Source organism: Streptomyces sp. NBC_01077, assembly GCF_045162855.1.
Taxonomy (GTDB): domain Bacteria; phylum Actinomycetota; class Actinomycetes; order Streptomycetales; family Streptomycetaceae; genus Streptomyces.
In genome coordinates, this window is sequence record NZ_CP108669.1 from 1,184,576 (window position 1) to 1,203,153 (window position 18,578).

Sequence of the window (18,578 nt, forward strand, 5' to 3'; positions counted from 1 at the left end):
ATGATTCGGACGGTGGTGTGGGGTACCGGAAATGTCGGGCGCGCGGCGATCCGCGCCGTGGACGCCCATCCAGGGCTCGAGCTCGCGGCCGTGCTGGTCTCCGATCCGGCGAAGGTCGGGCGGGACGCGGGCCGGCTCGCGGGGCTCGGTCACGACCTCGGGGTCGCGGCCGTCGACGATGTCGGCGCGGTGCTCGACGGGCGGCCGGGGGCGGTGGTGTACGCGGCTTCCGGCGACACCCGCCCCGACGGGGCGCTCGACGACGTGGCACGCGCGGTGCGGACGGGCGCGGTGGTGGTCACCCCCGCGCTGTATCCGCTGTACGACCAGCGCAACGCACCGCCCGAGTTCCGGGATCCGGTGCTCGCGGCGGTCGCCGAGGGCGGCGGTTCGCTGTTCGTGTCGGGGGTGGACCCGGGCTGGGGCAACGACGTCCTGCCGCTGCTCGTGAGCGGGCTCGGCAGTACGGTGGACGTGATCCGCTGTCAGGAGATCTTCGACTACTCGACGTACGAGCAGGAGGAGTCGGTCCGCGACCTGATCGGGATGGGCCGGCCACTGGAGTACGAGCCGCCGATGCTGCTGCCGTCGGTGCCGACCATGGTGTGGGGCGGGCAGATACGCCTGATGGCCCGCGCGCTCGGCGCCGAGCTCGACGAGATCCGCGAGACGGTGGACCGGCGTCCGCTGGAGACGACGGTGAAGACCCGGACGATGGGGGTCTTCGAGGCGGGCACGCAGGGCGCGATCCGCTTCGAGGTGCAGGGGATCGTCGACGGGGAGCCCCGCATCGTGATCGAGCACGTGACCCGTATCCATCCCTCGTGCGCGCCGGACTGGCCGGTGCCGCCGGACGGGGCGGGGGCGCACCGGGTGATCGTCGAGGGCAGTCCCCGGATCGAGGTGACGGTGGCGGCCACGGCCGAGGGCGAGAACCGGTCGGCGGGCGGGAACGCGACGGCGGTCGGCCGGCTGGTCGGTGCGATCGACTGGCTGGTGGCGGCGGAGCCGGGACTGTACGACGCGCTGGACGTGCCGTTGCGGCCGGCGGTCGGGAAGCTGGGAAGGAGACCGCGGTGATCATCGACATACCCGAGGGCCAGGAGCCGATCGGACACGTGTGGGGCGACATGGTCCCGGAGATCGGGACGGCGGCGGCGAACTTCTCGCTGTCGGTGTACGCCCATACGACGCTGGGGCTGCGCGAGTTCGAGGCGGCGCGGCTGCGGATCGCGCAGATCAACGGCTGCGGCTTCTGTCTGGACTGGCGTACCGACCGGGACGGGGTGAAGGTCGAGGAGGGCTTCGACGAGGTCGTCGCGGCGTGGCGGGAGACGGAGGTCTCGGAGACCTTCGACGAGCGGACGCGGCTGGCGGCCGAGTACGCGGAGCGGTACGCGCTGGACCATCACGGCCTGGACGAGGAGTTCTGGGAACGGATGACGGCCCGGTACAGCCAGGCGGAGATCGTGGAGCTGACGATGAGTCTGGGCTCGTGGCTGGCGTTCGGGCGGCTCAACCGGGTGCTGGGGCTCGACGAGGTGTGCGTGCTGCCGACGCACTGAACCGGGACGCAGGAGGGGCCGGCCGGGATTTTGGCCGGCCCCTCCTCGTCACGGTCGGTCAGAAGTCCTCGGCGACGATCCGTTCGATGTTGCGTTCGGCGAGGGCCGTGATGGTGACGAACGGGTTGACGCTGGCGTTGCCGGGGATCAGGGATCCGTCGATGACGTACAGCCCGGAGTAGCCGTGGAGGCGTCCGTGGTTGTCGGTCGCCCGGCCCAGGACCGCGCCGCCGAGCGGATGGTACGTGAGGTGGTCGCCCCAGATCTTGTACACACCGAAGAGGTCGGTGCGGTAGATCGTGCCCTCCTTGGCGTTGATCTTGTCGAAGATGGTCTTCGCGGCGTCGATGGAGGTCTGCTTCCAGGCCCTGTCCCAGCTCAGGTCGACCGTGCCGGTGGCCGGGTTCCAGGTGAACTCGGCCCGGTGGGGGGTCTTGGTGATGGAGAGGTAGAAGGAGGCGTAGGTCTCGATTCCGGTGGGCAGCGGGGCGACCTCGGCGAAGGCGCCGCCCGCGTCCCAGTTGTCGATGCCCGCGGTGGGCATGGACGACTGGAGCTTGCCGGTCGGGTCCCACATGTGGTTGGCGCGGCCGCACATGACGTTGCCGTTGTCGCCCCAGCCCTTGCCGATCTCGCCGTTGAGGGCGGGGAGCGCGCCGGTGGCCTTGAGACGGGTGAGGAGCTTGCTCGTGCCGATGCTGCCGGCGGCGAAGAAGACCTTGTCGGCGGTGACGGTCTTGCTCGCGAGGGTGGCGCCCGTCGTGTCGATCTGGTCGATGGCGACGGTGTAGCCGCCGCCGGCCGCCGGGGTGACGGAGGTGACCTTGTGCAGCGCGGAGACGGTGACGCGGCCGGTGGCGGCGGCCTGGGCCAGGTAGGTCTTCTGGAGGGTCTTCTTGCCGGCGTTGTTGCCGTAGATGACTTCTCCGTCGAGGGCCGACTTCGGGACGGCCCCGGCGGCCTCCTGCTTCATGTAGTCCCAGTCGTAGACGTTCGGGACGAAGACGAAGGGGAAGCCGGAGCGCTGGGCGTGCTTGCGGCCGACGCGCGCGTACTGGTAGCAGGCGGTGCTCTCCCACCAGGCCTGGTCCACCTCGGTGACGCCGAGTCCCGCGTTGGCGCGCGGGTAGTAGGTGGAGTACATCTCGGCGGCGTCGACGGTGGGGAGGATGGCCGCGAAGTTCTCGCGGCGCGGGGTGACGGCCATGCCGCCGTTGACGAGGGAGCCGCCGCCGACGCCGCGGCCCTGGTAGACGGTGATGCCGGCGAAGTCCTCGGCGTCGAGGATGCCCGTGTGACGGGGGACGTCCTTGTCGAGGGGGAAGCCGAGGAAGTTGCTCAGGGGCTGCTTGGTGCGGGTCCGCAGCCAGAAGGAGCGGTAGTCGGGCCGGGTGGTGTTGGCGAAGATCTTGCCGTCGGGTCCGGGGGTGTCCCAGGCCATGCCCATCTCGACCATGTGGACGGCGACGCCCGCGCGGGCGAGCCGGAGGGCGGCGACGGAGCCGCCGTATCCGGTGCCGATGACAAGGGCGGGCACGTGGGCACCGGTGGGGAGCGGGGTGTCGGTGAGGCGGGCTTCGGCGTGGGCCGGGGTGCTGTGGCCGACGAGGGCGGCGGCACCGAGAACAGAACCTGTTCCCGCGAGGAATCGACGGCGACTGACGCCGCCGATTCCCCTTGCGGGCAGGGGGTGTTCGCTCATGTGATGTTCCTCACTCAAGGGCGAATGGGAACATGTTCTACTGTCGGCCATCGGGGAAGTCACGAGAAACCGACGGGTAACTTCCGTGCGGCTCCCCTTCTCGAACGAACCCTGCCCGGTTCCGGGTCAGGCGAGGGCGGGCCCCGGGGCGCCGGTGAGACGCTCGGGCGTGAGCAGTTCGGCGAGCCGTTCGGCGGGCAGCAGGCCCTTCTCCAGGGTGAGTTCGACGACCCCGCGCCCGGTGGCGAGCGCCTCCTGCGCGATGGCGGTGGCGGCGGTGTAGCCGAGGTGCGGGTTGAGCGCGGTGGCGAGGCCGATGGAGTTCTCCACGGCGGCCCGGAGCGCCTCGGTGTTGGCGGTGATGCCGCTGACGCAGCGCTCGGCGAGGGTCAGGCAGGCGGCGCGCAGGGAGAGCAGGCTCTTCGACAGCGCGTGGAAGATGACCGGCTCGAAGGCATTGAGCTGGAGCTGCCCCGCCTCGGCGGCCATGGTGATGGTGATGTCGTTGCCGATCACCTCGAAGGCGACCTGGTTGACGACCTCGGGGATCACCGGGTTGACCTTGCCGGGCATGATGCTGGAACCGGCCTGGACCGGCGGCAGGTTGATCTCGTTCAGACCGGCGCGCGGGCCCGAGGAGAGCAGCCGCAGGTCGTTGCAGGTCTTGGAGAGCTTGACCGCGATGCGCTTGAGGACCCCGGAGAGCTGGACGAAGGCACCGCAGTCCTGGGTGGCCTCGATCAGGTTGGCGGAGGTGACGAGCGGCAGACCGGTCAGTTCGGCGAGGTTGCGGCGGGCGGTCTCGGCGTAACCGGGGGCGGCGTTGAGGCCGGTGCCGATGGCGGTGGCCCCGAGGTTGATCTCGTGGATGAGCTCGACGGCCTCGGCGAGCCGGCTGCGGTCCTCCTCCAGCATCACGGCGTACGTGGAGAACTCCTGGCCCAGCGTCATGGGCACCGCGTCCTGGAGCTGGGTGCGGCCCATCTTGACGACCTCGCGGAACTCCAGGGCCTTGGCGGCGAAGGCGTCCTGGAGCACGGCCATGGCGAGGAGGAGTTCGCGGGCGGCGCCGATCGCCGCGATGCGGATGGCGGTGGGGTAGACGTCGTTGGTGGACTGGCCGAGGTTGACGTCCTCGTTGGGGTGGAGGCGGTCGTAGTCGCCCTTGGCGTGGCCGAGGAGCTCCAGGGCACGGTTGGCGACGACCTCGTTGGCGTTCATGTTGGTGGAGGTGCCGGCACCGCCCTGGACGACGTCCACGACGAACTGGTCGTGGAGCTGTCCCGTACGGATCTCCCGGCAGGCGCCGGCGATCGCGGCGGCCTTGTCGGCGGGCAGCAGCCCCAGCTCCTCGTTGGCGCGGGCCGCGGCCTCCTTGACGGCGGCGAGCGCGTCGATCAGGAGCGGGTAGACGGAGATCGGCATGCCGGTGACGGTGAAGTTCTCGGTGGCGCGCAGGGTGTGAACGCCCCAGTAGGCGTCGGCGGGAACGTCCCGGTCGCCGAGCAGATCGTGCTCGCGACGGACGGGAACGGGGAGCGGGGCCGGTGCGGGAACCATGACGTCCTAGAGGTCTTGGCGCGCCCAGGGGGCAGCGGGGTTGCGGTGGGGTGGGGTGTCGCCCGTGGGGGCTGGGCGAGGGGGCGTCCGGAAGCGGTGGGGCGGTGCGGCCCGTGGGGCCGCGGGGCGGTGGGGCCGTGGGGCCGTGGACGTCGCGAACGGCCATGGGGCGTCGCGGCGGGCGCACGGCGGAGGCGGCCGGGTGTACGCGGACCCGTGCGGGCGCCGGTGTCCGCGGGCAAGGTGGGGCGTCCGGCTCAGGGCCGGACAGGCCCCACGGCACCACGGCCGCAGGGGGGCGCTGAGAGGTTGGCTCCGGCTCGCGGGAGGGCGGGGGGGTGCGCCGCCCGCGAGCCGGGGTTCTGGGGTGCGCCGGGTCAGGCGCGGGCGGCGACGGCCGAGGCCGAGCGGGAGCCGCCGGTGGCGAGGGCCGGTTCCGCGCGGACGGGCCCGTCGAGGAGGCGCCGCAGCAGGACGGTGCTGCGGGCGGGGTCGCCCGCGCCGCTGCCACCCTCGGCGAGGAGCGTCGCGAGGAGGGCGATCCGTGCCTGCGCGGCGCGGAGCGTGCCGGTGAGCAGTGCTCCGGCGGCGACGAGGTCGACGGCCCCGCCGCCGGTGTAGATCTCGGCGAGCGGCCCGGCGGGCACGCGGGTGGTCACCGCGACGAGAACGCCCTGGGCGACCGCGTCGGCCACGGCGGCGGCGATCTCGGGGGTGGCGTTGCCCGCGCCGGTGGCGACGAGGACGATGCCCCGGGCGCCGGCGCCGACGGCCGCGTTCAGGAGGAAGGGGTCGCCGTCGGAGTGGTGCGTGACGATGGCGACCCGGGGCAGCGGGACGGCGTCGGGAGCGTCGGGGTTCGCCTTGTACGCGGCGACGGGCAGCGGCAGGGGCGTCGGACGCTCCGGCCGGCGCTCGATGTCGACGCGGGAGAAGCCGACGCGGCCCAGGCGCTCGGCCGAGGGGTCGGAGAAGGCGTCGGCGGCGAGCGTCTGGGTCTTGACGGTGCCGCGGGCGGCGTGGACGCGTCCGTCGAAGACGACGAGGACGCCGAGGTCGCTGACGGTGGAGGCGACCTGGAGCGCGTCGTACAGGTTGCCGGGGCCGTCCCCGTCGCCGGTGCCGAAGGGGCGCTGGGCGCCGGTGAGGACGACCGGGCGGGGGTCGGTGTGGTGGAGGTCCAGGAGGAAGGCGGTCTCCTCCAGGGTGTCGGTGCCGTGGGTGATCACGATGCCGTCGACGCCGGGGTCGGCGAGGGTCTCGTGGACGGTCCGCAGGAGGGCGAGCTGGTGGGCCGCGGTCACGCGGGAGCTGTTGACGTTGAAGAGGTCGACGACCTCGACGGTGACGCCCTCGGGAAGCGGGGCGGTGGCCAGGACGTCGTTGCCGGAGGCGTCGGCCGCGTAGCCGGTGCCCTGCCAGCGGCTGGCGATCGTGCCGCCCGTGCTGATGACGACGATCCGGCGCGCTCCCCCGTCGTTCGTCCGCTTCATGCCTGCCGTCCTTACTCCGTACCGAAATCGCCCTGCGCCGCAACGATAGGACAGAAGGCGCGCAAGGCGATTGCGAAATCAGCCGCCGTGCCGTTTCAGCGTGGTAGATAATTGCGCCATGGACCGAATCGATCTCCACATCTTGCGCGAGCTTCAGGACGACGGCCGGCTGAGCAACCAGGAGCTGGCCCAGCGGGTGGGGCTGAGCCCGTCGCCGTGCCTCCGCCGGGTGCGTCAGCTGGAGCAGGACGGGGTGATCCAGGGCTACCGGGCGATCATCGATCCGGAGGCGGTGGGACGTGGTTTCGAGGTGCTCGTCTCGGTGGAGGTACGGCGGGACCGGGAGACGGTGGAGGCCTTCGAGGAGGCGCTCCAGGACGTGCCGGACGTCATCGAGGCGTACCGGCTGTTCGGCAGCCCGGGTTGTCTGCTGCGCATCGCGGTGGCCGATCTCGCCGCGTACGAGCGGCTGTGGATCGAGCGACTGACGACCCTGACCGGGGTCACCGAGGTCAACTCGCAGATCATCATGAAGCGGATCAAGGAGCCGAAGGGCATGCCGGTGGGCGTCCGGGGCGTCTGAGCACTCCCGAGGCGCCGCAGGCGGATCCCTCGGGGCCGTTCGATGCCGGTTCGGGGGCCATTCGGTTCCGCCATATGCGAACTCGTCATGGAACAGCCTTCTCCCCGTTACATGACAGGTACCTGCCGTGTGCCACTCTCCCGATGACACGAAGTCAACACGCGTAGACAGCGGGATCGTTGAGCCGAGGCCCGCCGCTCCACGCGTACCGTCCCCGGGAAAGGTCCCCCCATGTCCGTTGTGCGGATCGGCAGATGGAAGGTGTGGGCGGCGGCCGTCGCCGCCACCCTCGTCGGCGTCACGCTCCCCACGGTCGCCGCCACCCCCGCAGGCGCCACGACCACCGCGTACGACAGCACCTACTACAAGAACGCGGTCGGCAAGACCGGCACGAGCCTCAAGTCCTCGCTGCACACCATCATCAGCAGCCAAAGCAAGATCTCGTACGACGCAGTCTGGAACGCGCTGAAGGTCGCCGACCAGGACCCCGGCAACACCAACAACGTCATCCTGCTCTACAGCGGCACCTCGCGGAGCAAGAGCCTCAACGGCGGTGACGTCGGAGACTGGAACCGCGAGCACACCTGGGCCCAGTCCCACGGCAACTTCGGCACCTCGGCCGGCCCGGGCACCGATCTGCACCACCTGCGTGCGGCGGACGTCCAGGTCAACAGCATCCGCGGCAACAAGGACTTCGACAACGGCGGCAGCCCGGTCAGCGGTGCGCCCGGCAGCTACACGGACAGCAACTCGTTCGAGCCGCGCGACGCCGACAAGGGCGACGTGGCCCGCATGATCCTCTACATGGCCGTCCGCTACGAGGGCGACGACGCCTGGGCCGACCTGGAGCCCAACGAGTCGACCACCAACGGCAGCGTCCGCTTCCACGGCCGCCTCTCGATCCTGAAGCAGTGGAACGAGCAGGACCCGCCGAGCGCCTTCGAGGAGCGTCGCAACGACGTCATCTACACCACGTACCAGGGCAACCGGAACCCCTTCATCGACCACCCGGAGTGGGTCGAGGCGATCTGGTAGGCCGAGCACCACAGCAGTGAACGGAGCCGGGCCGGGCTCGTCGTACCCGGCCCGGCTCCGACGCGTTCCGAGGAGGGCGGGACGAGACCTTCCCTGGGGGCGGCGGACATCGACCCGTACGCCTGACCGCTCAGGCCGCGTTCAAACGTCGAGCGGCGGATGTTCTCACGCTCTTTGCGCAGGTGGGGGCCCTCCACAGGAGGCGTTACCCACCCGTTATAAACGGTGATTTCGCCCCGTTCTGTTTGTCTTTGCCGTGCAGTGAAGGATCAATTCCCGCCACGAAGGCCGTCGGTGCATCTATCACGTACCGGCGGCGTCGAACAAGCCCTCCGGCCCAGGAAGTTCCGAGATCCACTGGGTAGCTTCGGCGCCCATGACCCCGTTGACCACTGCCCGTACGACGACCACTGTCCGCACGACGCCCCCGACGATCGCGGACGGCGCCGAACTCTGGCGGATCGCACGCGGCTCGGGCGAACTCGACCTCAACTCGCCGTACAGCTATCTGCTGTGGTGCCGCGACTTCGCCGACACGACCGCCGTCGCCCGTGACGCCTCCGGACGCCCGATCGGCTTCGTGACCGGCTATCTGCGACCCGACGCTCCGGAGACCCTCTTCGTCTGGCAGATCGCCGTCGAGGGTTCGCACCGCGGAAGCGGGGTAGCCGGGACCCTGCTCGACGCTCTGTCCGCACAGGTGGCGGCCGAGCACGGGATCAGCCGTGTCGAGGCGACCGTCACCCCGGGAAACCTGGCCTCCGACCGGCTGTTCCGGTCGTTCGCGCGCCGTCACGGCGCGGAGGTGACGCAGGAGGTGCTCTTCCCGTCTGCCGCCTTCCCGTCGGTGGGACACGAGTCCGAGGTGCTGTACCGCATCGGCCCCCTCGGCCACCCGGCGTCCCCGGTGTCCCCGGCATCCCCGGTGTCCTGAGCGTCCGTCCGCCCCCGAACCACGCCCCCCACTCTGGAGAAGAGACTTCGTGACCCTGACCGACATCGCCACGCCCTCCGTCTTCGAGACCGTCGAATCGGAGGTCCGCAGCTACTGCCGCGCCTGGCCCGTCGTCTTCGAACGCGCCAGTGGCAGCAGGCTGTACGACGAGGACGGGCGTCCGTACCTCGACTTCTTCGCCGGCGCGGGCTCGCTGAACTACGGCCACAACAATCCCGTGCTGAAGCGTGCCCTTCTCGAATACCTCGGCAACGACGGCGTCACCCATGGCCTCGACATGTCGACGACCGCCAAACGCGACTTCCTGGAGACCTTCCGCACGACGGTCCTGGAGCCCCGGGCGCTGCCCTACAAGGTGATGTTCCCCGGCCCCACGGGCACCAACGCCGTGGAGGCGGCGCTGAAACTCGCCCGCAAGGTCACCGGACGGCAGACGGTCGTCTCCTTCACCAACGCGTTCCACGGGATGTCGCTCGGCTCGCTCGCCGTCACCGGGAACGCCGCCAAGCGCGCCGGTGCGGGCGTCCCGCTGCACCACGCCATCCGCATGCCCTTCGACGACTACCTCGACGGGCAGCTCCCCGACTTCCTCTGGTTCGAGCGGCTCCTCAACGACGCCGGCTCCGGCCTCGACCACCCGGCGGCCGTGATCGTCGAGACCGTGCAGGGCGAGGGCGGCATCAACGTGGCGCGAGCCGAGTGGCTGCGCGCGCTCGCGGAGCTCTGCCGCCGGCACGACATGCTCCTCATCGTGGACGACATCCAGATGGGCTGCGGCCGCACCGGCGACTTCTTCTCCTTCGAGGAGGCGGGCATCACGCCCGACATCGTCACCCTGTCCAAGTCCATCAGCGGCTACGGCCTGCCCATGGCCCTCTGCCTGTTCCGGCCCGAGCTCGACGTCTGGCAGCCCGGCGAGCACAACGGGACCTTCCGCGGCAACAACCCCGCCTTCGTCACCGCCACGGCCGCCCTCGACGCCTACTGGCGCGACGGCGCCCTGCGCGAGCGCACCCTGAGCCGGGCGGGCCGGGTGGAGCGCGCCCTTCTCGACCTGTGCGGGGGCGACGGTCGCACGGGCCTGTCGGTCCGCGGGCGCGGACTGGTGTGGGGCCTGGAGTTCGCCGACGGGGAGCGCGCCGAGGCCGTGTGCAGGCGCGCCTTCGAGACCGGCCTCCTGGTGGAGACCTCGGGCCCGCGCGGCGAGGTGGTCAAACTGCTGCCGCCGCTGACCGCGACGGACGACGAACTCGACGAGGGCCTCGGCATCCTGGCCCGCTCCGTCCGCCATACCGCCTGACCCACGCGACCCGGACCAGAAAGGCACTACCCATGATCGTCCGTTCCTTCGACGAGCTGGAGAACACCGAGCGGCATGTGAGGGCCGCGTCGGGCACCTGGGAGAGCAAGCGCATCGTCCTGGCCCGTGAGCGGGTCGGCTTCTCCCTCCACGAGACGGTGCTGTACGCCGGCACCGAGACCGCCATGTGGTACGCGAACCACGTCGAGGCCGTGGTCTGCACGGCCGGGGAGGCCGAGCTCACCGACCACGAGACGGGCCGCACGTACACGATCGTGCCCGGAACGATGTACCTGCTCGACGGGCACGAGCGCCACACCCTCAAGGTCAAGGCCGACTTCCGCTGCCTGTGCGTCTTCAACCCGCCCGTCACCGGGCGCGAGGACCACGACGAGAACGGCGTCTACCCCCTGCTCACCGAGCCCGAGCCCGCATCCGGGCCCAAGCCCGGACCCAAGCCCGACACGACCGCTCGCGACGACGTCTGAGCCCGGCACGAAACCGAAGAAGACACCCGTACGAGAAGGGAAGCACGCTCACTCATGCCCTCCGCACCCACTCGCCCCGTCGACCTCTACCCCACCCGCGGCCCCAAGGAGGAACTGATCGGCCGCAAGGACCCCGTCGTGTGGTCCGAGCCCGGCACGGCGGGCCCCTTCTGGGCCCGCGAACTGGAGGAGTACGACCGCGACGGATTCGTCACGGTGGACGAGATCGTCACCCCGGACGAGGTCGACGTGCTCCGGGCGGAGCTGGACCGGCTCGTCTCCGACCCGGCCGTGCGGGCGGACGAACGGGCGGTCGTCGAGCCCCGCTCCCAGGAGATCCGTTCCGTCTTCGAGGTGCACCGGATGAGCGAGGTCTTCGGCCGGCTGGCCGAGGATCCGCGGATCGTCGGACGCGCCCGCCAGATCCTCGGCTCCGACGTCTACATCCACCAGTCGCGGGTCAACGTCAAGCCCGGCTTCGGGGCCAGCGGCTTCTACTGGCACTCCGACTTCGAGACCTGGCACGCGGAGGACGGCCTGCCGAGGATGCGGACCGTGTCGGTCTCGATCGCGCTCACGCCGAACCACACCACCAACGGCAGCCTGATGATCATGCCGGGCTCGCACCGCACCTTCCTCGGCTGCGCCGGAGCGACCCCGAAGGACAACTACAAGAAGTCGCTCCAGATGCAGGACGCCGGCACCCCGTCCCACGAGGCGCTGACCACCTTCGCCGACGCCTGCGGCATCCGCCACTTCACGGGTCCCGCCGGATCGGCCACCTGGTTCGACTGCAACGCCCTGCACGGTTCGGGCGACAACATCACCCCGTACCCCCGGAGCAATGTGTTCCTCGTCTTCAACAGCGTCGAGAACCAGCCGGAGGCCCCCTTCGCCGCCCCGGTGCGGCGGCCCTCCTTCATCGCCGCGCGCGCGTGGGACCGGTCATGACCGGCCCGGCCCGCCTGGACCGGCGCGGTTTCCTCGGCAGAACGGCGCTCCTCGGCGGACTCGCCCTGACCCCCGGCCTGCTGTCGGCCTGCACCCGCACCCAGGTCGGTTCGGGGGCTCCCGAGGACGACGGCGCGCTCCTGGCGAAGCTGCGGAAACAGGGCTTCGTGCGCGTCGGATTCGCCGGTGAGGCGCCGTACGGCTTCCAGGACGGCGACGAGCTGGCCGGCGAGGCCCCGACGCTGCACCGCGAGATCTTCACGGCACTCGGGGTGCGTGAACTGCGCCCGACGCTGACCGAGTTCGGGGCGCTGATACCCGGGCTCCTCGCCGACCGCTTCGACGTGGTGAGCGCGGGCATGTCGATCACGCCCGAGCGCTGCGCCAAGGTGGTCTTCTCCGAGCCGGAGTTCGTCTCCCCCACCGCTCTGATGGTCCGCAAGGGCAATCCGAAGGGGCTCAGCGACCTGCCGTCCTGCGCGGCGAAGGACGCCACCGTCGGTGTGTTGACGGCCGCGGTGGAGGCGTCCTTCGCCCAGGCGGCGGGCGTCCCCGACGGGTCGGTGAAGACGCTCGCCAAGCAGCAGGACGGCCTCGACGCCCTCCTGGCAGGCCGGATCGACGCCTTCGCCCTGACCGCCATCTCCCTGCGCTGGCTCGCGCGGACGAACCGCGACGCCGCGGTGGAGGTGACCGAGGCGTTCGTCCCGGTGGTCGACGGAGTACGGCAGCTCGGCGCGGGCGGAGCCGTGTTCCGGCCGGGCGCGACCGGGCTGCGGGACGCCTTCGACAAGGAACTCCTGAAGATAACCGGCGCTCCGGACCGGTTCGTGGAGCTCGTCGGGCGCTACGGCTTCACCGCGCGCGAGGTGCCGCCCCGTTCCCTGCGGACCGCCGACCTGTGTGCCGGGTGAGGGGCGGCCGGGATGGCTGACTTCCTCCCCGAGCTCCGCCGGACAGTGCCCCGGCTCGCCGAGGGGCTCCTGGTCACGGTGGAGGCCACCGTACTCGGCGCCGTACTCGCCCTGTTCCTCGCGTACGCCCTCGGCCTGCTGTCCCGGTCGGCGCGGCTGCCGGTGCGCGGAGCGACGCGGCTCGTCGTGGAGTTCTTCCGGGGCACCTCGCTGTACGTGCAGCTCTTCTGGCTGTTCTTCGCGCTGCCCATGGTCGGTTTCCGACTGGAACCGCTGGCCTGCGGCGTACTCGCGCTCGGACTGAACTTCGGGGCGTACGGCTCCGAGGTCGTGCGGGGCGCGGTGGCCGCGGTGCCGCGCGCCCAGACCGAGGCGGCGGTCGCGCTCGGCATGGGTCCGGTGCTGCGTCTGCGGCGGGTCGTCCTGCCGCAGGCGCACGCCCTGATGGTCGCGCCGTTCAAGAACCTGCTCGTCCAGCTGCTCAAGGCGACGCCGCTGCTCTCGCTGGTCACGGTCCCGGATCTCACCTTCCAGATCGACCAGTTGCGCTCGTCGACGGGTGCGACGGCGGCCTCGTATCTGCTGCTCCTGGGGCTCTACTTCGGCCTGGCCGTCGTCCTGAGCCTCCTCATGAACGCCCTGGAGCGGGCCGCGAAGGCCCGTCTCGGGCAGGAAGGAGGCGCCTGATGTGGGACGGGGAGGCGGCCCGGGCCGCTCTGCCGACCGTGCTGGAGGGCTTCGGCGTCACCCTGGTCGCGACCGTGCTCGCGTTCGCCGTCGCGGCGGTCCTGGGTCTCGCGCTCGCCCTCGTGCAGCGCGCGGGTCCCGCGTGGCTGGCGCTTCCGGTGCGCGGGGTGACCGGGTTCGTCCGCTCGACCCCGCTCCTGGTGCAGCTGTTCGCGGCCTGGGTGCTGATCCCGGGGCTCGACGCGCCGGCGCTCGGCGTCCTGGTCCTGGGCGTGCACTACGCCACGTACCTCTCCGAGGTGTACCGGACGGGCATCGACGCCGTGCCGAAGGGGCAGTGGGAGGCGTGCACGGCGCTGTCGCTGCCGCGCCGGCGGGTGTGGCGGGCGGTGGTGCTGCCGCAGGCCGTGCGCAACGTACTGCCGCCGCTGGGCAACTACGCGGTCTCCATGTTCAAGGAGACGCCCCTGCTCTCGGTGATCACGGTGCACGAGATGGTCCACGAGGCGAACACCTTCGGCAGCACCCACTTCGCCTATCTGGAGAGCTTCACCCTGGCCGCCGTGGTGTTCCTGCTCGCGAGCTGGCCGACGTCGGTGCTGATACGACGACTGGAGGCACGCCTTGCTCACTGACGACACTGCGAACACCGTGGATGCCGTGGCCACCGAGGTCACCAAGGGCCGTGCGGACCCGGCGGTCCGCTTCGACCGGGTCACGAAGCGGTACGGGGACCACACCGTGCTCGACGGCCTCGACCTGGAGGTCGCCCGCGGGGAGCGCGTGACGCTGATCGGCCCGAGCGGCTCGGGGAAGACCACGATCCTCCGGCTGCTGATGACGCTGGAACGGGTGACCGACGGCGTCATCCACGTGGACGGGAAGCCCTTCTCCCACATGCCGGGCCGAGCGCCCGGGAAGCTGGCGCCGGCGAGCGAGCGTCATCTGGCCGCGCGACGGCGGCGGATCGGCATGGTCTTCCAGCAGTTCAATCTCTTCCCCCACATGAGCGTCCTCGAGAACGTCGTCGAGGCGCCCGTGCACGTGCTCGGCGAGAGCCGGGAGGAGGCCGGGCTCAGGGCCCGGGACCTGCTCGACCTGGTGGGGCTCTCCGACAAGGTCGACGCACGGCCGACGCGGCTCTCCGGCGGCCAGCAGCAGCGGGTGGCCATCGCCCGCGCGCTCGCGATGCGGCCGGAGATCCTGCTCCTGGACGAGGTGACCTCGGCGCTGGACCCTGAGCTGGTGGCGGAGGTGCTGGACGTGCTGCGGGACATCGCCCGGCGGACCGACATCACGCTGCTGTGCGTGACGCACGAGATGGGCTTCGCCCGGGACGTCTCCGACCGGATCATGATGTTCGACCGCGGCCGGATCATCGAGTCGGGACCCGCCGACGAACTCCTGGACGCGCCCGCTGAGGAGCGCACCCGCACGTTCCTGAGTTCGGTCCGCTGAGAGGGCGGTGCGGCCCGGCGCGGGCCGGGCCGCAGCGTCCTCTCAGCTGTCACCCTCCTGCTCGACCATGCCTTTCCGCAGCCGGTCGAGGCTTCGGGCGAGCAGGCGCGAGACATGCATCTGGGAGACGCCGATCCGTTCACCGATCTGCGTCTGGGTGAGTTCCTCCACGAAGCGGAGGTGCAGCAGCAGCCGGTCGCGCGGGGCGAGGGCCTCCAGGAGCGGGGCGAGGGTGTGGAACTCCTCGAAGAGCGCGAGCGCCGGGTCCTCCTGGCCGATCAGGTCGCCCAGGGCGGCGTCCTCGTCCTCGCTGTCGCCGCCGGCGAACGTGGCGTCCAGGGACGTCGAGTGGTAGCCGTTGGCGGCGACCTGGGCCTCGACCACCTCGTCCTCGGACAGGTCCATGACCGGCGCCAGCTCCGCGATCCGCGGGGCCCGGCCGAGCCGCGAACTCAGCTCGTCGGTCGCCTTCGCCAGCTCGACCCGGGCCTCCTGGAGCCGGCGCGGGACGTGCACCGCCCAGGTGGTGTCGCGGAAGAACCGTTTGATCTCGCCCACGATGTACGGCACGGCGAAGGTGGCGAACTCCACCTCGCGCGACAGGTCGAAGCGGTCGATCGCCTTGATCAGACCGACCATGCCGACCTGGAGGATGTCCTCCCTCTCGTCGCCACGCGCGCGGAACCGCCCCGCCGCGTACACCACCAGTGACATGTTCATCTCGATGAGCGTGTTCCGGACGTACTGGTGCCCCTCGGTGCCCTCCTCCCGCGCCGCCAGTTCGCGGAAGAACACCTTCGACAGGGCACGCGCGTCCCGGGGTGGAACCGCGTGCGGGACCTCGGGACAGGGCAGGTCCTCGCCCGTGCCGTTCGTCGCGTACGTCGTCGTCGCCTCGGCCGGATCGGTCCGCACGGGAACAACCTCCTCTGGCTCGCGGTCCGTTCAGCGGTCCCGGTTCTCGTACCCCCGCTTCCCGAAGGCACTCCTCGTCCGCGCCCGGCCTCTTCCGCACGGGAGGGACGCATCACCCCGCTTCGAACGGGCAGGCGAAACCCATCAGCTGTTGATGAACCGGCTGGAACAGGAAGAAAGGGATCCGCCATGAAGACCCGGAGCGACACCCGGTCCCCGGCCCCCGGGGCGGACCCGCTCGGCGCCCGGAACGCCGGATCGCCCCCGGTCCGTACCCCGGCTCAGGCACGACAGCTCGTACGCCATACGCTCGCGGCGCTCGGCCCGCTGCGGCCCTCCCAGGTCGAGGACCTGCTGCTGGTCACCTCGGAGCTGGTCACGAACGCGCACCGCCACGGGGGCGGCGTCACCGGTTTCGGCATCGGGATCGGACGCGACCGGGTGACGGTGTCCGTGTCCGACGCCAGTGCGGAGTCCCCGCTGTACGAGCTCCGCGAGGAGCTGCGTCCCGGCGGCTTCGGCTGGCCGATCGTGCTGCGGTTGTGCCGTGAGGTGACCGTGGACACGGGCCCGGACGGCAAGACCATCCACGCGGCGGTGACGTTCGACCGGTGACCCGCCCCCGGTGAGCCGTGCACGCCGCGGCGGGCACGGCCTGTGGAAGGGTGGGCCGATGACCTCACGCTCGTACGACGTCCTCACCGGCGCCCCGGACTCCCCCGTCCTCCTCCATGTGCCGCACTCCTCCCGGGTGATACCCCCGGACGTGCGTGACGGCATCCTGCTCGGCGACGAGGAGTTGGACCGTGAGCTGGACCACATCACCGACGCCCACACGGCGGAGGTCGCCGCCGTCGCCGCCGCGACCGCCGGCGCGGCGCCCTGGCGGTTCGTCAACCGGCTCTCCCGGCTCGTCGTCGACCCCGAGCGCTTCCCCGACGAGCGCGAGGAGATGCTCGCCGTCGGGATGGGCGCGGTGTACACCCGGACCACGCACCGCGCCGCGCTCCGGCCTGCCGGGTTCGACCCGGCGCCGCTGATCGACCGCTACTTCACGCCGTACGCCGAGGGCATGGCCGACGCCGTGGCCGGGCGGCTCGCCGCGACGGGGCGTGCGGTGATCGTCGACGTCCACTCGTACCCGACCGAGCCGCTGCCGTACGAGCTGCACGGCGAGGGGCCCCGTCCCCCGGTCTGCCTCGGCACGGACGCCTTCCACACCCCGCCGGCCCTGCTCGACGCGGCGCGGGAGGCGTTCGGCGGGTTCGGGGGCCTGGCGACGGACACGCCCTTCGCCGGGACGTACGTACCGCTGCCGTACTACGGCAAGGATCCGCGGGTGAGCGCGCTCATGATCGAGATCCGCCGTGATGTCTACATGAGCGAGCCGGGCGGGCCGGCAGGAGCGGGAGTGCGGGCCCTCGGCGCCGCCCTGGCGGCACTCGTCGACGCCGTGCCGTCGCACCTGTCGGCGTAGAAGCGACGGGGCCGGCCCTTCGTGGTCATGCGTTCGGTCGCCGCCGAGTGGCCCCGGGGCGGGGGTTTGCCCAGGCTGGGAGTGGTCCCGGGAGGGGCCGCCCCAGCATGAGGGCGGTCCCGGGAGGGCCGCCCCCCCGTGTGCGAGGAGACCGTCGATGGCCGTGCCCGATTCCGACCCGTACCGGTACGACGATCTCAGCGCGCTCTCTCTCCACTGCACCCTCAAGCGCTCCCCCGAGGTGAGCAACACCGAGGGCCTGATCGGGCGCAGCCGGTCGGTGGTGGAGGGCCAGGGAGTGACCACCTCACTGGTGCGGGCCGTCGACCTCGACATCGCGACAGGTGTGTGGCCCGACATGACCGAGCACGGGTGGGCGTCGGACGCCTGGCCCGAGCTGTACGAACGGGTGATGGCCGCCGACATCCTCGTGCTGTGCGGGCCGATCTGATTCGGCGATACATGTCATGGCTGTGAGGCCACGCGGGTGATCGGGTAGCCGACTCCGTCAGCACTGCCGTGGCGTTCGGTCATTCCGTCCCACGAGGCGAGAGAGTGGACGGGAATTTCGGCCGGCCCAACCCGGAGCCCCATCGACGTCGGCAACCGGGCGTGTTTCGCCGCCCGACCCGCCCACTCGTCCGCAGGGGAACGCATCCATGACCGACACTGGCACGTCCTACCGTGGTCTCCGCGCCCTGGTGATCAATTGCACGCTCAAGCGTTCGCCGGAGCGGAGCCACACTCAGGGGCTGATCGACATCAGTAGCGGGATCATGGAGCGCCAGGGCGTCGAGGTCGAGGTGCTGCGAGCGGTTGATCTCGACATCGCGACCGGTGTGTGGCCCGACATGACGGAGCACGGCTGGGAGACCGACGAGTGGCCGGTGATCTACTCGCAGGTGATGGCCGCCGACATCCTGACCCTAGCGGGGCCTGTGTGGCTGGGAGACAACTCCTCCATCATGAAGAAGGTGATCGAGCGTCTGTACGCCTGCTCGTCGATCCTCAACGAGCGCGGCCAGTACGCCTACTACGGTCGCGTGGGCGGCTGCCTGATCACCGGCAACGAGGACGGCGCCAAGCACTGCGCGATGAACGTCCTCTACAGCCTCCAGCACCTCGGATACGTCATTCCGCCGCAGGCGGACGCGGGCTGGGTCGGCGAGGCCGGCCCGGGCCCGTCGTACCTCGACCCCGGCTCCGGCGGCCCGGAGAACGACTTCACGAACCGCAACACCACCTTCATGACTTGGAACCAGCTCCACCTGGCCCGCATGCTCAAGGACGCCGGCGGCATCCCGGCCCACGGCAACCAGCGCTCCGAGTGGGACGCCGGCTGCCGCTTCGACTTCGAGAACCCCGAGCACCGTTGAGTGCGGGCCGGAACGGTCGGAGGTCCGGTGGAAGTCAGCTCCGGATCAAGCAGGTCCATCGCGCGGCAGTACCCGCGACGACAGCGGCCTCGGCCTGACGTCCTGCCTCGAAGCCGCGC

Annotated in this window: 19 protein-coding genes and 1 pseudogene; 16 read left to right on the plus strand and 4 right to left on the minus strand. The window is 71.0% G+C overall.

From position 1 onward, the window contains the following. Positions 1-1,080, plus strand: coding sequence for a dihydrodipicolinate reductase (locus OG462_RS05370; RefSeq protein WP_406054927.1), 1,080 nt, complete (start codon positions 1-3; stop codon positions 1,078-1,080). After that, positions 1,077-1,565 (plus strand): carboxymuconolactone decarboxylase family protein, encoded by a 489-nt coding sequence (locus OG462_RS05375; protein WP_406054929.1) that lies wholly within the window; start codon positions 1,077-1,079, stop codon positions 1,563-1,565. Before OG462_RS05370 ends, OG462_RS05375 begins: the two co-directional genes overlap by 4 nt. 58 nt (positions 1,566-1,623) lie before the next feature. Here OG462_RS05375 and OG462_RS05380 read toward each other — a convergent pair whose 3' ends face one another. From OG462_RS05380 to OG462_RS05390, 3 genes are all read right to left on the minus strand, one after another. Then, complete coding sequence (locus OG462_RS05380) at positions 1,624-3,267, minus strand: GMC oxidoreductase (protein WP_406054931.1); 1,644 nt, start codon at positions 3,265-3,267, stop codon at positions 1,624-1,626. A gap of 126 nt (positions 3,268-3,393) precedes the next feature. Next, positions 3,394-4,827 (minus strand): aspartate ammonia-lyase, encoded by a 1,434-nt coding sequence (locus tag OG462_RS05385; RefSeq protein WP_406054933.1) that lies wholly within the window; start codon positions 4,825-4,827, stop codon positions 3,394-3,396. A 377-nt stretch (positions 4,828-5,204) separates the two neighbouring features. Further along, positions 5,205-6,320, minus strand: coding sequence for an asparaginase (locus OG462_RS05390; protein WP_406054935.1), 1,116 nt, complete (start codon positions 6,318-6,320; stop codon positions 5,205-5,207). Positions 6,321-6,438: 118 nt separating this feature from the next. On the opposite strand from OG462_RS05390, the gene OG462_RS05395 reads away from it, so the two are divergent. From OG462_RS05395 to ehuA, 10 genes are all read left to right on the plus strand, one after another. Further along, the gene (locus OG462_RS05395; protein WP_406054937.1) at positions 6,439-6,903 is read left to right on the plus strand and encodes an Lrp/AsnC family transcriptional regulator; all 465 of its coding nucleotides are present in this window, start codon (positions 6,439-6,441) and stop codon (positions 6,901-6,903) included. Positions 6,904-7,134: 231 nt separating this feature from the next. After that, complete coding sequence (locus OG462_RS05400; protein ID WP_406054939.1) at positions 7,135-7,938, plus strand: endonuclease I family protein; 804 nt, start codon at positions 7,135-7,137, stop codon at positions 7,936-7,938. Positions 7,939-8,314: 376 nt separating this feature from the next. Then, complete coding sequence (gene ectA / locus OG462_RS05405) at positions 8,315-8,872, plus strand: diaminobutyrate acetyltransferase (RefSeq protein ID WP_406054941.1); 558 nt, start codon at positions 8,315-8,317, stop codon at positions 8,870-8,872. A 49-nt stretch (positions 8,873-8,921) separates the two neighbouring features. After that, a complete protein-coding gene (gene ectB / locus OG462_RS05410; protein ID WP_406054943.1) occupies positions 8,922-10,193 on the plus strand; it encodes a diaminobutyrate--2-oxoglutarate transaminase in 1,272 nt (423 codons plus the stop codon). Positions 10,194-10,225: 32 nt separating this feature from the next. Continuing rightward, positions 10,226-10,681, plus strand: a complete 456-nt coding sequence (locus OG462_RS05415) for an ectoine synthase (protein WP_406054945.1) — start codon at positions 10,226-10,228, stop codon at positions 10,679-10,681. Between the two features lie 54 nt (positions 10,682-10,735). Continuing rightward, on the plus strand, positions 10,736-11,632 hold the full coding sequence (gene thpD / locus OG462_RS05420) for an ectoine hydroxylase (RefSeq protein ID WP_406054947.1): 897 nt from the start codon (positions 10,736-10,738) through the stop codon (positions 11,630-11,632). Further along, complete coding sequence (gene ehuB, locus OG462_RS05425; protein WP_406054949.1) at positions 11,629-12,546, plus strand: ectoine/hydroxyectoine ABC transporter substrate-binding protein EhuB; 918 nt, start codon at positions 11,629-11,631, stop codon at positions 12,544-12,546. The genes thpD and ehuB overlap by 4 nt, the downstream gene beginning before the upstream one ends. Positions 12,547-12,558: 12 nt before the next feature. After that, complete coding sequence (ehuC, locus tag OG462_RS05430) at positions 12,559-13,233, plus strand: ectoine/hydroxyectoine ABC transporter permease subunit EhuC (protein WP_406054951.1); 675 nt, start codon at positions 12,559-12,561, stop codon at positions 13,231-13,233. After that, the gene (gene ehuD / locus OG462_RS05435) at positions 13,233-13,868 is read left to right on the plus strand and encodes an ectoine/hydroxyectoine ABC transporter permease subunit EhuD (protein ID WP_406054953.1); all 636 of its coding nucleotides are present in this window, start codon (positions 13,233-13,235) and stop codon (positions 13,866-13,868) included. The genes ehuC and ehuD overlap by 1 nt, the downstream gene beginning before the upstream one ends. A 25-nt stretch (positions 13,869-13,893) precedes the next feature. Next, the gene (gene ehuA, locus OG462_RS05440) at positions 13,894-14,691 is read left to right on the plus strand and encodes an ectoine/hydroxyectoine ABC transporter ATP-binding protein EhuA (RefSeq protein WP_406054955.1); all 798 of its coding nucleotides are present in this window, start codon (positions 13,894-13,896) and stop codon (positions 14,689-14,691) included. Positions 14,692-14,733: 42 nt separating this feature from the next. Here the strand turns inward: ehuA and OG462_RS05445 are convergent, their stop codons facing one another. Next, positions 14,734-15,606 carry an RNA polymerase sigma factor SigF gene (locus OG462_RS05445; protein WP_406054957.1) on the minus strand — a complete coding sequence of 291 codons (873 nt, stop codon included), beginning with the start codon at positions 15,604-15,606 and terminating at the stop codon, positions 14,734-14,736. Between the two features lie 189 nt (positions 15,607-15,795). On the opposite strand from OG462_RS05445, the gene OG462_RS05450 reads away from it, so the two are divergent. The 4 genes and pseudogenes from OG462_RS05450 to OG462_RS05465 all read left to right on the plus strand — a co-directional run bounded on the left by OG462_RS05450 (position 15,796) and on the right by OG462_RS05465 (position 18,459). Beyond that, a complete protein-coding gene (locus tag OG462_RS05450) occupies positions 15,796-16,221 on the plus strand; it encodes an ATP-binding protein (RefSeq protein WP_406054958.1) in 426 nt (141 codons plus the stop codon). Positions 16,222-16,279: 58 nt separating this feature from the next. Further along, positions 16,280-17,083 carry an N-formylglutamate amidohydrolase gene (locus OG462_RS05455; protein ID WP_406054960.1) on the plus strand — a complete coding sequence of 268 codons (804 nt, stop codon included), beginning with the start codon at positions 16,280-16,282 and terminating at the stop codon, positions 17,081-17,083. Between the two features lie 157 nt (positions 17,084-17,240). After that, positions 17,241-17,531, plus strand: a pseudogene (locus OG462_RS05460) (flavodoxin family protein); the annotation flags it as partial. Between the two features lie 211 nt (positions 17,532-17,742). Next, complete coding sequence (locus OG462_RS05465; protein WP_406054962.1) at positions 17,743-18,459, plus strand: flavodoxin family protein; 717 nt, start codon at positions 17,743-17,745, stop codon at positions 18,457-18,459. Positions 18,460-18,578 lie beyond the last annotated feature (119 nt).